This is a genomic window from Demequina oxidasica, assembly GCF_000975115.1.
Lineage (GTDB): Bacteria > Actinomycetota > Actinomycetes > Actinomycetales > Demequinaceae > Demequina > Demequina oxidasica.
Genome location: NZ_BBRE01000004.1, coordinates 281,058 through 295,852, shown reverse-complemented (window position 1 = coordinate 295,852; position 14,795 = coordinate 281,058). Strand labels below are relative to the sequence as shown.

Annotated in this window: 12 protein-coding genes and 1 tRNA gene; 6 read left to right on the top strand and 7 right to left on the bottom strand. The window is 61.1% G+C overall.

The annotated features are described in order from the left end of the window. Positions 1-602: hypothetical protein (locus tag AOP77_RS12405; RefSeq protein WP_201774124.1), on the top strand; the 602-nt coding region annotated here is incomplete at its 5' end. Positions 603-629: 27 nt separating this feature from the next. On the opposite strand, the gene AOP77_RS11985 is transcribed toward AOP77_RS12405, so the two are convergent. Further along, entirely contained in the window at positions 630-1,049 is a 420-nt protein-coding gene (locus AOP77_RS11985; protein WP_062213909.1) for a DUF1801 domain-containing protein, read from the bottom strand. 156 nt (positions 1,050-1,205) lie between these two features. Here AOP77_RS11985 and AOP77_RS11980 point away from each other — a divergent pair, with 156 nt between their 5' ends. Together AOP77_RS11980 and AOP77_RS11975 are read left to right on the top strand one after the other, a co-directional pair. Then, the gene (locus AOP77_RS11980; protein ID WP_062213907.1) at positions 1,206-2,885 is read left to right on the top strand and encodes a SulP family inorganic anion transporter; all 1,680 of its coding nucleotides are present in this window, start codon (positions 1,206-1,208) and stop codon (positions 2,883-2,885) included. A 138-nt stretch (positions 2,886-3,023) separates the two neighbouring features. Next, positions 3,024-3,097: transfer RNA gene (locus tag AOP77_RS11975), tRNA-Pro, on the top strand. A gap of 173 nt (positions 3,098-3,270) precedes the next feature. Here the strand turns inward: AOP77_RS11975 and AOP77_RS11970 are convergent. Then, positions 3,271-4,623: a tyrosine-type recombinase/integrase gene (locus tag AOP77_RS11970; protein WP_062213905.1), complete on the bottom strand. Its 1,353-nt coding sequence runs from the start codon at positions 4,621-4,623 to the stop codon at positions 3,271-3,273. Beyond that, on the bottom strand, positions 4,620-5,183 hold the full coding sequence (locus AOP77_RS11965; protein WP_062213903.1) for a hypothetical protein: 564 nt from the start codon (positions 5,181-5,183) through the stop codon (positions 4,620-4,622). The genes AOP77_RS11970 and AOP77_RS11965 overlap by 4 nt, the downstream gene beginning before the upstream one ends. Before the next feature lie 130 nt (positions 5,184-5,313). On the opposite strand from AOP77_RS11965, the gene AOP77_RS11960 reads away from it, so the two are divergent. Genes AOP77_RS11960 through AOP77_RS11950 form a run of 3 tightly spaced genes read left to right on the top strand, consistent with a single transcriptional unit; the run spans position 5,314 to position 7,402 of the window. Beyond that, the gene (locus AOP77_RS11960) at positions 5,314-5,502 is read left to right on the top strand and encodes a helix-turn-helix domain-containing protein (protein ID WP_062213901.1); all 189 of its coding nucleotides are present in this window, start codon (positions 5,314-5,316) and stop codon (positions 5,500-5,502) included. Then, on the top strand, positions 5,502-6,284 hold the full coding sequence (locus tag AOP77_RS11955; protein WP_062213900.1) for a bifunctional DNA primase/polymerase: 783 nt from the start codon (positions 5,502-5,504) through the stop codon (positions 6,282-6,284). The genes AOP77_RS11960 and AOP77_RS11955 overlap by 1 nt, the downstream gene beginning before the upstream one ends. Further along, positions 6,281-7,402: an AAA family ATPase gene (locus tag AOP77_RS11950; protein ID WP_062213897.1), complete on the top strand. Its 1,122-nt coding sequence runs from the start codon at positions 6,281-6,283 to the stop codon at positions 7,400-7,402. The genes AOP77_RS11955 and AOP77_RS11950 overlap by 4 nt, the downstream gene beginning before the upstream one ends. A gap of 212 nt (positions 7,403-7,614) precedes the next feature. Here the strand turns inward: AOP77_RS11950 and AOP77_RS11945 are convergent, their stop codons facing one another. Genes AOP77_RS11945 through AOP77_RS11930 form a run of 4 tightly spaced genes read right to left on the bottom strand, consistent with a single transcriptional unit; the run spans position 7,615 to position 14,733 of the window. Then, positions 7,615-10,551, bottom strand: a complete 2,937-nt coding sequence (locus AOP77_RS11945) for a type I restriction endonuclease subunit R (RefSeq protein ID WP_062213895.1) — start codon at positions 10,549-10,551, stop codon at positions 7,615-7,617. Continuing rightward, positions 10,551-11,732 carry a restriction endonuclease subunit S gene (locus AOP77_RS11940; protein WP_062213894.1) on the bottom strand — a complete coding sequence of 394 codons (1,182 nt, stop codon included), beginning with the start codon at positions 11,730-11,732 and terminating at the stop codon, positions 10,551-10,553. The genes AOP77_RS11945 and AOP77_RS11940 overlap by 1 nt, the downstream gene beginning before the upstream one ends. Next, positions 11,729-13,222 (bottom strand): type I restriction-modification system subunit M, encoded by a 1,494-nt coding sequence (locus tag AOP77_RS11935; protein WP_062213892.1) that lies wholly within the window; start codon positions 13,220-13,222, stop codon positions 11,729-11,731. The genes AOP77_RS11940 and AOP77_RS11935 overlap by 4 nt, the downstream gene beginning before the upstream one ends. Further along, positions 13,219-14,733 carry a type I restriction-modification system subunit M gene (locus AOP77_RS11930; protein WP_062213890.1) on the bottom strand — a complete coding sequence of 505 codons (1,515 nt, stop codon included), beginning with the start codon at positions 14,731-14,733 and terminating at the stop codon, positions 13,219-13,221. The genes AOP77_RS11935 and AOP77_RS11930 overlap by 4 nt, the downstream gene beginning before the upstream one ends. Between the last annotated feature and the right edge of the window lie 62 nt (positions 14,734-14,795).

Genomic DNA, 14,795 nt, shown 5'->3' with positions numbered 1-14,795 from the left:
GTCCTTACGAGGGCGCGTCCCGCGCCGCGACGTCAGCGTTCCTGTTCCGCGGGTACGGCCGGGCCTCGTACTCGCCGCCAAAATGGGTGGAGCCGGAGGTTCCCTGGAATCCGAGCGAAATCATCTCAGTCGCCAGGTCACAGGTGGGTTACACCGGAAACAATGACAATAAGTACAACGATTGGATCAACGGGAGCAACGCGTGGTGCCAGGTCTACGTCGCATGGGTCTTTGAGAAGGCGCTATACCGCGGCTATGTTCCTAAGGAGCCAGTCTTTTCCAACGCATTCCTCAAACCGGAGAATGTCGGTAAGTACAGCACGTACGTTGGAAAACTCAATACGGCGGGAGTGCTCGACCAGAACGTGAGCCTCGGCGACCTCAAGCAGGGTTATGTGGCGTTGATTGATTGGGGTTCCGGTCGGGGCACGTCCCATACAGGAATTGTCGACCGGGTCGACGGCAACGGCGCCTGGTTCTACGAGGGCAACACCACGGCTGGCAACGGAAATCCGGCTGCAGGAGTGTTCCACCGCTGGCGGCCGTTGTCCTACATTAAAGCTGTCTACGACCCGCGCGACTATTACGACGTCACGCACTAGGAAACCCGTGGGCGTGGTGTGTGAAGCTCAGTTTGCTTGAGCGTCGTAGTCGCCACGGCGGTAGGCAATGCGGATGAGCTCGCGAAGTACCGCCTCGTCAAGGTCGCTCAATCGTGTCGCGTAGACGCAACCGACGCCAAGCGAGTGTTTGCCGAGGTGGGCAAGGTGTGCCGCGGCATCGGTCGAATCCTGAAGTCCGTAGAGCGAGAGGCGGGCTTTACGCGGCGAGAATCCCACCTTGACGGTATCTCCCTCGCGGCCGGTGGCGTAGCGGTAGTGCATCGTCCCGAAGCCGACGATGCTTGTCCCATACATGAAGCCTTGCTCACCCGTGACGTCCCGCATCATCGCAAGCAGTGCGAGACCTTCCTCGCGGCGGCGACGGGGCTCGACACCCGCGAGGAATTCTTCAACAGGGACGTCAGTGGGCTGAGTTTTGTTGGCCATGGCAACAGCGTATGCCTAAGGTGTGGCCCCGGCGCGGGGGACCCGTGCGGGTGCTAACGTCGCAGGCAGTGGGCAAGCGAGTTCGATGGGTGGAGATGCGTGGCGGCAAAGGCGAAGCATCAAAAAGGCGAGTCGACATCTAAGGTTGGCGCGGCAATGCGGGACAGCCTGCGCAGCCGGTTTGATCGTAAGACGTTGAAGCAGGACGCCTCTGCCGGGACGGTGCTGGGGATTGAGAGCATTCCCGATGGCCTTGCAAATGGCATTCTCGCTGGCGTCAACCCCATGGCGGGGCTCTATGCCTACATCTTCGGCCTCGCGGGGGGCGCCTTCTTCACCGGCTCGGCCTTCATGGCAGTAGGAGTCACGGGCGCGATGGCGTTAGTAGTGGGCGACACCGACCTCGCGCGGTATGCGGATCCCAACCGTGCCATGTTTACCTTGACGTTGCTCGTGGGCGTGGTCATGATCGTCGCCGGAGTGTTAAGGCTCGGGAAGCTGGTGCGCTTTGTTCCTACAGCCGTGATGACCGGGTTTGTGGCCGCAGTGGGCATCAACATCATGCTCGGGCAGCTGGGCAACCTCACCGGCTACGCGCCCGATGAGGGAGGCCGTATCCTCAACACGCTCGCTACCTTCCGGCACCTATTTGATATCAGCTTGTGGACCACCTTGGTAGGAGCCGCGACCATTGCCATGATTGTGGTGCTGAGCAAGACGCGGCTTGGGGCCCTAGGCATGGTGGTCGCTGTCGCGCTGGGCACGCTCTTGTCCTTTGGCTTTGAACACTTCCTGAATGCGGACGTGGCCACGGTTAGCGACATCGCTGACATCGAGCCCGGGTTGCCATTTCTTGGATTGCCTGACTTCGGCGCAGTGGTGACCTTGATTGTTCCCGCGCTGTCGCTGGCCTTCGTGGGGCTGATCCAAGGGGCCGCCGTCACGGCAAGCGTCTCCCAGCACGGTGCCGGTCCGCGCCGGATGTCCAAGGACTTCATCGGCCAGGGCGCCGGAAATGTGATGTCCGGCCTTTTCCAAGGAATGCCGGTAGGCGCCTCCATGTCGGGATCCACACTGGTGGCCAAGTCGGGTGCCAGGTCGCGGACGGCACTGCTCGTCGCATCCGGAATCATGGCCACAGCGGTGATGTTCTTCTCCAAGGTCGTAGGCGTGGTGGCGATGCCGGCCCTCGCCGCCCTGCTGATTGTGGTCGGGTGGAGCGCTGTTAAGCCGGAAAAGGTCCGCTCCGTTTTAAAGACCGGGATGTTCCAGACCACGCTCATGGGAATCACATTTGTGCTCACACTGGTGATTCCACTGCAGTTCGCGGTGCTCGTGGGGGTCGCGCTGGGACTGGTCCTGTTTGTCGCTCAGGCGTCGAACAAGCTGGTGGTCCGACAACTCAACATTCAGGACGACGATTCGATTCGTGAGTCGGTACCCGTGACCACTCTCGAGGCGCGGGATGTGGTGGTGCTTCAGCCGTACGGCAGCTTATTCTTCGCCAGCGCTCCCACGTTCGACCAACAGCTTCCCAAAATTACGCGTGCGAGCAAGGGGGCCGTGGTGATTGTGCGCCTGCGCGGAGTGGATGAACTGGGCTTGTCGCTGATCAACGTCTTGCGACAGTATGCGGCGCGCCTGATGGCCAACGGTGGATCGCTAAAGCTGGTGATTAGTAGTCAGCACGCGCTGCGCCAACTGGATCGCGAGGGCATTCCCGCACTGATTGGTGAAAACAATGTGTACATGGGAGGCGAGTGGCTTGCCAAGACCACCATCCAGGCATTCCGTGATGCGGTGGCGGCGCAACGTGAGCCGGAGGATTCCGACTAGTGGGGGAGAACGACTGTCCAGCGACGGTCGTGATCCAAACCGCCGATGCTGGGGCCAACTGGTGGCCAAAAGTGTCACGGATAGGGCGCCAGGCACGGTAACATTGGTGACCGTGCCCACTACGGTGGGAACGAGCCACGGGCTGTGGCGCAGCTTGGTAGCGCACTTGACTGGGGGTCAAGGGGTCGCAGGTTCAAATCCTGTCAGCCCGACGTGGAGCACAGGAACCGAGTTTCTCGGTTTACCTGGGCAGATAGATCGAAACGCCCCTTCCTGACTACTACCGGGAAGGGGCGTTTTGCTGTCTCTGGTCACAGGATTGGTCACAACCGCCGACGATGCTCGCTACGGCTACTACTCCGAGCGTTCACCCTGGTGGCTAGGGCTATATCGCTGACAGACCGGTGGCGGTACTGAGCGCAGCGGCGGCAGCTGCGATACCGTCGGCTCCTCCCTCGGGAAGGTACGTGTTGAGGTGAACCTCGACCGTGTGACCCAGCAGAGCGGCGGCTGCGGCAGGGGTCACACCTAACCGGTGCAGCCAGAACGCCAACGAATGGCGCACGCTGTGGAGCCGGATCACCGGCACCTCCGCCCGTGAGCACAGTCGACGGAAGCGATCCGAGTACACCTCCGGCCGTATGCCGTTTCCGAGCTCGCTCACGACGACTAGCCCCGTGTCAACCCACGCCGGCCCCGCTAGAAGCTTCCACCGCGCTTGATCAGCCTTGAGCGCCCGCAACAGCACACACGTACCCGGGTGCAACTGCTCAACTGGGACGGTACGACGGCGCTGAGCACTCTTGGGTTCGTCAATCTGATCGCCCTTATCCAGCGCCACGCGTCCCTGGCGGATTGTCACCGTGCCGACGTCGAGGTCTATGTCGCTCCAACGCAGGCCCATTACGTCAGCGCGGGTCAGACCCGAGAGCGTCAGGCGCCATGCACCGCCAAGACTGTCTGAGTCGGCCGTTGCGCGGAACCGTAGCAACTCGGCTGGCTGCCAATGCTCCAAGTCCACTCCAACGCTCTGTCGTTGACGAGGCCGACGTGCGAGCCGCACGACATTGCGGGTGAGGCGATCCTCGCGCATGGCCATATCGAACGCCTGACCCATTGCGATGAGCGCTGCACGGACAGACCGTGGTGACAGCGCCTGACCGCGGGAACCACCCTCCGTGGACATCCACACGGCGAGAGCCTCAACCTCCGTCACCGTTACCTCTGCTACAGGCCGTGAACCAATGCGCCGTAGCGCGGGCGCCAGCGCGCTGTGGTAGCCCTGGCGGGTTACCTCGCGAATGTCGGTCCGCGACGCCAGCCAAGTCGCACAGAGGTCTGCAACCGATTCCACAATTGGTGGTCCGTATGTGCCTGCGTGGGCCACCTCGTGCCGCACGTCCATGACAAATGTGCGCGCCTCGGGCAACGTCAGGAACCTGCGCGCCACCTGGCGGCGGTGACTATCTCCGGCGGGTGTAGCGTCGACCACCGCACGGAACCGGATGGTGCCGCGCTTCGTTAACTCGCGGCGGATCGGCTCACCCCAGGTGGGGCAATTGGGGCACGTCCAGCCCGCGACGCGTTCAATGCTGTCCATGCCAGTCGTGGTGACCTGATGCCACCCAGTGCGCCGCTTGCCGCGTGCCTCGCCGCACGACGCGCACGCCTTGTCGTTCTCCGGCAGTCGGCGACGGCTACCCGCCCGACTCGTTTTGGTTTCCTGTAGTGCACTCATGCATCGCTCTCTTCATTGGAGGTGGTCCCACGCGCGTCCAGTGGCTGGGTTGTATTGGCACGAGGGCGACCAGTAGTGGGTGGATCTATGAGGTCTTGATCGCGCGCTTTGCGTGTCCAGCGGTCGATTGTTACGAGTGAGACATGGAAGTGCTCGCTGAGCGCTTTGCGTCGCCCGGGCTTGGGTGTTGTGCGCCAAGCGTCCGCGAACAATTCCGGAGTGGGCGCAGCCGAACTTCGAATGTCCGCTTCAGCGCGCGCGTTGGCCTCATTGTGCGCGTCCTCGAGGTGTGAGCCCTCCAGTTCCATGTGTTCTCCGATGTGCCGCGAGTACTTTGCGGCGGTAGTCCGGAGTTTGCGCAGGGGCATGGACCGCATCGCGAGCTGGTCGAGGTCGCGTCCAGATACCGACACGGAAGTTAGGCGGTCCCCATCAATGGTGGCTTCCCAGGTGAGGCCACGTGGCTCGTCGAACAGCACCACGACCGGCTCGAGATGCCCGAGGTCAAACCGGACACCCTCGTTGTCAAAGTCGTAAGCCTGTCGTTGGTATCCGCTCACTCGGGAGTTTGTATCACTTAGATTCATGTTGACAAACTACAGGCTGGACTTACATCACACAAGCTGAGACGCTTTGCTGAGTGGCAAAAACGCCTTGTTTCGCCCAATGATTTGAAAGGACCAATCTGACATGGCAAGCGATGAAGTCTTGAAACCTGAAGCTGTCTTGCGAGTGCGCGACGTCGCCCTCCACCTCGGTTGCACAAGCGATACGGTCTACGGGCTGGTGAATGCCGGCGAGATGCGAGCCATTCGTGTCGGGCGTCTCTTACGTATTCCGGAATCTTCACTGCGTGACTTCATCGCGCGTGGCGCCTAGTGAGCGACGTGTTGATCCGCGACGCTGCACTCGGGCTAACTGCGGCCGGCTGGGAGGTGTTGCCGTGCAGCCCGCAAACCAAAGCCCCACTGACTGCCCATGGACATCTCGATGCCACGCAGAGCGCAGAAGTCATTGGACAATGGTGGATGCGGTGGCCCGGCGCACTCATTGGTGTCAAGGTGCCAGCCGACGCAGTGGTGCTCGACATTGACCCGCGGAATGGTGGCTCCCTCGATACGCTCCTAGCTGTGTTGGGACCGCTACCTGACACCATGTCAGTGCTTTCTGGACGCGGAGATGGCGGCCAGCATCTCTACTACGCTCGTCCCCCAGTCACGCTTCGTGGGCGCCTGCCCGGGATGCCCGGTGTCGATATCAAAAAATCGGGCTATATGATCGCGCCGCCATCGCCTCACCCGTCTACGGGCAAGCCTTATCGCGCAAACATGAAGTTCATCCCGAATGGATTCCCCGGATTGCCGGGGCGCGCGGTGGAGGCCCTCACCGTGCCCGCGCCACGCAAGGAAGCGTTCTCTGGTGAGTATGCGCTTACGCCTTACCGCGTGGAAAAACTGGCAGGCGTGGTTCTTAGCGCGCTGCCCGGCGAGCGCAACAGTATTCTGTACTGGGCAGCGTGCCGCATTTTTGAGCACGCAGACCCCACCATTGATGTGAACTCATGTCTCGACGCTTTAGCAGACGCCGCGCAAGGGAGTGGGTTGTCGCTGCGAGAGATTGAGTCGACGGTAAATTCCGCGCGCAAGGCGTCCGGATCATGAAGGCGACCGATGGAAGTGAGTGGAAACCGCACGATGCGCAGAACGACCGTAGTGCACAGAGCGATGGCGCGTCACATGAGGAGGATGTGAGAGGGGCCTCGTGGCGTGATCGAGGGTTGGGGGATGTGATCCGTGATGTGACGGACGGCACTTGGATTCGCCCAGTCCCTTCCGTCTGCGTGATCGAGGGATCCGATTGTGGCCTCTTCTATCCAGGCAAGGTGAATGGCATCCACGGCGTCGCGGGCGTTGGCAAGTCGCTGTTGCTGGCATATTCGGAAGTGCAGGAGATCAATGCTGGGCATCACGTCGTGCACGTTGATTTTGAAGATGACGAGTACACCCTAGTGAGCCGGCTGTTGGACCTGAATGCGAAGCCCGAGAACATCGAGGAGTACCTTCACTATAAGAAGCCCGAGGAAAGCTCTCGCTACGGCATCACCTTCTTTCACGACACCATCACCAAGCACAAAGTGGCCTTGGTTGGGATCGACTCCACCGGTGAGTCAATGGCGATGGATGGCGTCAAAGCTAACGAAGACCATGAGGTTGCCCGGTGGCTGCGTCTAGTTGGCCGCGCCGCCGCTGATCTCGGACCCGCCGTTGTACTGCTCGACCACGTACCCAAGGCTGCCGAAGATGCGCTTATGTCCATCGGTTCCCAGCGCAAGAGTGCGGGAATCAATGGCGCAATCTACTCATTGCGCGGCGACAAACCATTCGCACGCGACAAGTCAGGCTCTGTGCGGATAGTTTGCGGTAAGGACCGTGGCGGCAACTACGCCAAAGGCTCCACGGTCGCTGAGTATCACTTCAACGCTAGCGACGCTAGCTTCACCCTGCGCGATCCGGAGCCCGTCTTCCGCACTGCAGATGGCACGGTCAAGCCAACCCGCCTTATGGAGCGGGTATCGCAGTTCCTTGAGGCTAACCCCGGTAGCAACCAGTCCGCTACGGCTACAGGATGCAGTGGGCGCAAGGGTGAAGTGGTCTTCGCGCTGTCGTGCCTTGAAGAAGACGGTTTCGTTGTTCACTCGAAAGGCCCGCACAACGCACGCCTTTATAAGGTCGTGAAGCCATACCGCGCACCGAAGAATGCCGGTGGGCACCATTCCTGACTTGCTGTTCCGAAACGTCGGAACCACGCAAGTGGGGAAAAGGGCTTGTCCTGTTCCTGTTCCTAAGATGGGAACAGGGGAACAGGACGCCGACAGGTTCCCGGAACAGCGGGAACACCGGGAACAACCTGCGTGTCTTGCATGCATTAGGCACTCAGACTTGCGCGCGAAGCAACCTGACGGCAAGCAAATATCCGCCGAACTCGTAGTGGCTAGAAGTACTCCCGCACGTACCCGAGCGCCTTCTCGAACACGTCGTTGTCGCGGATCTTGAACTGCACGTACAGCGTCTTGCGTAGGGCCTGGCGGACTTCTTGGTCCCCACGGATCGTGGACTGCCAACCATCGAACCGCACTGCCACAACGACCTCATCGATGCGGTTGACGACGTTGGTGACGATGATGGGGGTGTCCTCGCCTCTGAGGGCCTCGAAGAGTTCCGTGAGCGCCGCCTTGCCTTGTTCTTCGCGGGGGACCTCGTGTACTGCTTTCTCTGCAGCAACGGTGTCGCGCGCCAATTCCAGCAGGTCTCTCAGGAACTCCAGGCTGGACTGCTGGATATCCGCGTACTTGTCACGAAGGGTGTTGAGGCGCTGGCCGAGCTCTACAAATACAGGATTGTTGAGGTGCCGGGCAATCCGCGCGGTGATCTGTCGCTCAACCTCCTCGGTGGGGATATCGTTGCGCTTACCGAGCATCAGGTCCTCGATGGTCTGCGCATCCAGAACGATCGTCTCAGCACCTTGCGGTAGCTCGACCTCGACGTGCTCGTTGATGAGGTCGATGGTCTTGGCGCCAAGCGCGTGCCACACGAGCCGACCCGCAATGTCTGAGGGACGCACGGATTCGTAGACGTCCGTCAGCCAGCGGTATTCCTCCCGATACGGCGCGAGCATCGGGTCGGGGCTGAGGGCCTCCCAGAGTTGAGAGACGATGCTGTACGCCAACCCGAACGCGTCCTTGGTCGTCTCGTCAGCAATCGCCGACTGCGCCTGGATGAGACCGTCATACCCGCCCACCGTGCGGTCAACGCCGGGGAAGAACGCCAGCGCAGTAGACATGGCTGGCGCGAGTTGGTCCTTGAGTTCGCCGATGTTGGAGATGACCTGCTGCACTGACTTCTCGTCGAAGGCGAGCGACTTGGCCACATCATCGAAGATTCCCAGGTAGTCGACGATGAGCCCGTGTGTCTTGTGCGGTGGGTAAACGCGGTTGGTCCGCGTAATCGCCTGCAAAAGCGTGTGCTCCTTGAGCGGCTTGTCGAGGTACTGGCAGAACAGGATCGGGGCATCGAACCCGGTGAGCAGCTTCGAGGTCACGATGATGATCTTGAGAGGGTCGGCGGCATCGTTGAACCGCGCCATCACCTGCTCCTGCGCCACAGCTCCGGGGGTCCACTCCGCCCAGTCCGGTGAGTCACCACGTGATTTCGACATGACGATGGTCGAGGCGTCGGTGCCGAGATGCTTGTCGAGTTCTGCCTTGTATGCAACGCAGGATGCCTTGTCGTAGACCACCACTTGCGCCTTCAAGCCACTGGGCTCGACCTTGGCGCGGAAGTGATCGGCAATGTCGCCCGCGATCTTGGCGATACGGGACGGAGTCTTGATCAGCACCTCGATCGACGCAGCTCTCTTGGACAGGGTGATCTTGTCGCCTTCGGAGAGGTCACGATCAGCGGCGAGTTCCCCGAAGGCGGCATCGATCGCGTCCTGATCGATATGGATCTCCGACAGGCGCGGCTCGAAATGCAGCGGCAACGTCGCCCCGTCGCGAATCGAGTCGTGGAAGGAGTACCGCGACAGGTAGCCGCCAGCGTCGTCCGCCGACCCGAACCACATGAAGGTGTTCCGTTCACGCTTGTTAATTGGCGTGCCCGTGAGGCCAAAGAGAAACGCATTGGGCAGTGCCTCACGCATCTTCTGCCCGAAGTCGCCCTCCTGCGATCGGTGTGCCTCATCGACCATCGCGATGATGTTTTCACGCGCGTCCAGCACGCCCGGCGCTTCGCCGAACTTGTGGATGGTGGTGATGATGATCTTCCGGGCACCCTGGCTCAGAAGGGTCTGCAACTGAGCCCGCGAGTCGGTCGAGACCAAGCCGGGGACGTCGGATGCGTTGAAGGTGCCCGTGATCTGGGTGTCCAGGTCGATGCGGTCGACGACAATGAGGACCGTCGGGTTGGTCAGCGCCGCCTCGGCGCGGAGCTTGAGTGCGGTGAACACCATCAGTAGCGACTTGCCCGAGCCCTGGAAGTGCCAGATCAGCCCCTGCTTGATCTGGCCCAAGAGCACACGCTCGACGATGAGGTTGGTCGCCTGGTATTGCTGGAATCGCGCGATGATCTTAATCTTGCGGTGCTTCTTATCGGTCGCGTAGAGGGTGAAAAAACGCAGGAATTCCAACACGGCTGCGGGATTGAGGACGCCCTCGACAGCCTCTTGAACAGCGGTCAAACCGATCTTGGCAGGTGCGTCAACGTCGGTTGACTCTTCGCGCCACGGACCCCACATCTCTACGGGCATGCCCACGGTGCCGTACCTGAAGTCCTTGCCCTCCGTGGCGAACGACAGAACGTTGGGCACAAAGAATTGAGGGACGCTCTGTTCGTAGTCGCCGTGCAATTGCGCTGCGCCATCAATCCACGTGTATGCCGACCTGACGGGCGTCTTCGCCTCGCCGACCACGAGCGGGAAGCCGTTGCACCACAGCACGAGGTCGAAGCGTTTCCCGACTCGCCCCTGCTCGAAACTGACTTCGGTCGATATCACCCACTGGTTCGACGAGTCATCGTCGAGGTGGTCGAAGTCGATCAGTCGGACCGTGGTGTGCTCGCCGTTGGGACCGAAGGGCATCGACTTCTGCCCGGTCAGCCACGCCATAAACTCCTCGTTCGCAACGACAGGGTGCGGGGTAGTGCGCGCGGCGATGAGAACCGCTCGGAGGTTGTAGATGACCTCATCAGCCTTGTCAGGGTCAACAGCAATGTCAGGGTTCAGCCTGACAAGCGCCGCCCTGACTACGCCTTCGAGAAGTACTTCGTCCGTGCCGCGCGGCAACTCGTTACCCGCCACAAACTGCACATCGGTCGACTCGGCCAGATCTCGCACGAAGTCCCGCACCGTGTTCGCCTCGTCGAACTGTGCCATCAGTTATCTCCAAAGATGTCTGCGGCCAACGCCGATCGAACGCTTTCGAAGGAGGCCATTTCCAGTGCGCGGTCGTTAAGCGCCATTTCCAAAGTCTTCACGTCGCCGAGCATGCGCATCTGCTCCTCGCGGGGCGGGACGATGATTTGGCGCGCAAGGTAGTCCGGGACCGCCAAGTTGGTGATGTTGGTGGTGCGCCTCGAGTAGTTGCGCGTCAAGCCCTCGAGCCAATCGAGACGTAGCCGCCAGAAGAGGTATGTGGGCTCAACAAGGTCAGTATCCGGTCGAAGCAACCTTTGAAAATCCGTAGGAATGCATGACTGAAGTGCGTTTCCCGCGATGACAACCCTCCCCACTGGCTGTTTAGGCGATCCGCCGGACCGTTCGAGGATGATGTCGCCTTCACGAATCAGCCGGGAATCGGCCTGCTTTCGGGTGATTGACCTTATTGGCGACCCCGCCGCCGAGAGCACAGTCGCGTCGGCGGCATAGACGCGGGGACCGAGAGCCAGCACATCGACCTCGTTCTTGCCCTCGGGCAATCCCCAAATGCCTCCAACCACCGAAGAGCAGAGGTCCGCGACTTTGAATACCTCGCCAACTGCATCTTCGAAACGCGTACGGAGTAGTTGCCTCAGCGCCTCAGTTTCTGACTTCAAGTGAGCGGCTAGAGCTCGCCGATGGTGCTCCACGGCCCAGAGTAGGCTGGCGATGCGCTTCTGTTCTTCGAGGGGCGGGAGGTCGAACTCGAAGTTCGCCAGGTCGCGCCAGTTCGTACGCGGCGATAGCGATCCAGCCGATGTGTCGAGTGCGTGGTCGAAGAACTCGTTGGACTGAACGAGGAACGGCAGGAATTCGGGGAGTAACTGCGCCTCATCGGCCTCGAATGTATAGATATCTCCGGAGCAGATCGCGTCGAACTCGGCGTACGCCACCTTGCGTTGGTAAGCGCGACGCTTACCGAAGAGGGTCTGACCTGGCGTCACGCGCCGTGTGAACGTGGTGCCGTCGTCGGCGTCGCCCCAACGTTGGATCTTGAGCTCACTGCGGTCCATGTGCTCCATGGCGATGATTCGATCAATCCCCGCCGCCTTCGCATCCCGCACGGTCTGGTTGACGTTGTTCACGACGTCGCCGAAAGAAACGCGCGTCCAAGTGGACTTGTCCAGATTGAGGCTCATGACTTCACCTCCGCGCGCAGGAGTTCGAGAACATCGGCGATAGCAGCGTTGGATTGCTCAGCAGCCGAGCGCCAACTTGCGAGGGCGTCGACGACGTCAACCTGTTCCTCGGAGTTGCCACTCTTTGCGCCCGCAACGTAGAGCGGGATTGCGAGGCTGTAGGACTTCGACCCGATCTGGTCGAGGGTCGCCACGTTTGCGAACTGTTCGGCATCGGCGAAGTCTCGGTACGCACCGAGGATCTTGTCTTGGTGCCGATCGCTCAGGAACGACTGTGCCTGCTCACGCGAGACTTCGTCCACCGCGTTTATGAAGAGCACCTTGCCCTTGTGTTCGGAGGGCTTCTTGGCGCGCAAAATGATGACGACGGCTTCCATCGGCGAGTTGTAGAACAGTCCCGCTCCGAGGCCAAGAACGCACTCGATGAGGTCTGACTTGACCAGCGCCTCGCGCAGCGCGGCCTCCTCGCGGCGAAACAGCACCCCGTGCGGGAAGAGGATTGCGGCACGACCCGTCTTCGGGTCGAGGCTCTTGGCGATGTGCTGAAGGAACGCGTAGTCGGCGCGCCCTTGTGGTGGCACGCCCCACATGTTGCGCCCATACGGGTCATTGGCGAAGGCGTCGCGGTTCCACGCTTTGATGGAGTACGGCGGGTTAGCTAGCACCACATCGAAGGTTTGGAGCCGACCCTCGGAGTCGTGGAACGCGGGCCGAGCCAACGTGTCGCCGTGAGCGATCTGGCCGTCGACAACGCCGTGCAGGAACAGGTTCATGCGAGCGATGGCCGAGGTTCCGTGATTGAGTTCCTGCCCGTACAGCTTCAGATTGCGCCATTCCCTGCCTTGGCGTTTCACCTCAGCGGCGGTCGAGATGAGCATGCCTCCGGTGCCGCAGGTGGGGTCGTAGACCGACTCGCCGGGCTGGGGCTCGAGCATCAGCGTCATCAGGTGCACCAGGGTGCGATTGGTGTAGAACTCCTGAGCGGTGTGGCCGGAGTCGTCCGCGAATTTCTTGATCAGGTACTCGTAGCCGTTGCCGAGTTCATCTTCGGGCAGATTCGCGATCGACAGCCTCTTGGTAGAGAAGTGCTCGATGAGGTCGGCCAATGTGGAGTCGGGCAGCAGGTTCTTGTTGCCCCAGTCGCCGTCGCCAAACACGCCCGGCAGGGTGTCTGGATTGGCGGTCTCGATGGCACGCATGGCCTTGAGAACCGTGGTGCCGATGTCCTGGGTGACGGCACGGAGGTCGCCCCATCGGCAGCCTTCTGGAATGGCGAAACGGTGGTTCTCTGGCAGGTCGGCAAGTGCCTCGTCACCGTATATTTCCATCGCGGCGGCGTGCTCTTCGTCATAGACGTCCGAGATCCGCTTGAGGAAGACGAGGGGGAAGATGTACTGCTTGTAGTCGCCAGCGTCGATGAGGCCGCGCAGGATGACGGCGGCACCCCAAAGGTAGTTCTCCAGCTCGCGTTGAGTGATGCGCTCGCTCATGACGCCACCTCCTGTTCGAGGCGCCACTTGGCCAACTCCGCTTCGACGTCGGCGCGCGTCTTGCGTGTCGCCTCGTGTGCGGCTTCGAGGTCGGCGAGAGCCTGTTCCAGCGTCAGCTTCTCTCCCGTGTCGACTGGCGCGACATAAAGCGGGATGTTGAGGTTGTTGTCGTTGGCTGCGATCTCGTCAAGGCCCACGACGCAAGCGAGACTATCAATCGCCTCGTAAGACCGGTAGGCGGCGAGCAGCGTCCGGGCATGCTCCGGCTCAAGGGTGTTTTGATTGCGGCCACGCTTCAGCAACCCCTCGCCATTGATGAAGAGCACCTTGCCCTTCCGCTCGACGGGCTTGTCACGTGTCAGGATCACCACGCACGCCGCAAGTCCGGTGCCATAGAACAGGTTGGGGGCAAGACCGATCACCGCATCGACCGCGTCGGAGCTGAGGATGTGGGTGCGGATTCTCGCCTCAGCGCCCTGGCGGAAAAGCGCGCCCTGCGGAAGCACCACGGCCACGCGGCCCGTCTTGAGGCGCGAGGACGTGAGCATGTGCTGTACCCATGCCCAGTCGGCGTAACCTTTTGGCGGGACTCCGCCGAGGCTGTTTCGGCCCCACTTGTCGGTGGCCCACTCGGGCTCTCCCCAGTTCTTGAGAGAGAATGGCGGGTTGGCCACGACGCAGTCGAACTGGGCGAGGCTGTTGCCGCTGTGGAACGCAGGGCTGCGCAGCGTGTCTTCACGGATGATTTTGAAGTCCTCGACGCCGTGGAGGAGGAGGTTCATGCGCGCAATCGCCGACGTGGCGAGGACCTTCTCTTGGCCGTAGAGCTTGCCCCAGAGAGTCTTGGGGCTGCCTCCCGCCGCTTTCACATGCTCGATCACCTCGATCAGCATGCCGCCTGTGCCGCACGCGGGGTCGTACACGGTCTCGCCCTCTTGCGGGTCGAGGATGTTGATGAGTAGCCCGACCACCGAGCGTGGCGTGTAGTACTCGCCTGCCTTCCTGTTGGACAGATCGGCGAAACGCTTGATCAGGTACTCGTACGCGTTGCCGAAGACATCGGGAGCGACGTTGGCGTTGGAGAGCCTCTTGGTAGAGAAGTGCTCGATGAGGTCCGCGAGTTTGCGGTCCGGGAGCTTGTCCTTGTTGTTCCAGTTGGCGTTGCCAAAGATGCCGTAGAGGGTCTCAGGGTTGGCCTTCTCGATCTCACGGAAGGCTGTTTGCAGGGCCGTACCGATGTTTTCGGTGCGGCCACGGACGTCGGCCCACAGGTTGCCCTCAGGAAGAGCGAACCGGTGGTTCTCGGCGAACGATGCAAACTCGTGGTCACCGCCCGACTCATCGAGAGCCTGCTCATACTCTTCAAGGTAAACGTCACTGATCCGCTTGAAGAACATCAGCGGGAAGATGTATGCCTTGAAGTCAGCCTGATCGATGCTGCCACGGAGAATATCCGCTGCCTTGGCGAGGTACTGTTCTAACTCTTGGAGCGAGATCGGGTCAGTCGGCACGCGGATCCTTCGTTGGTCTTTGCTGGGCTGACTCCAGACTACGCAAGACTTCCGACATCGGA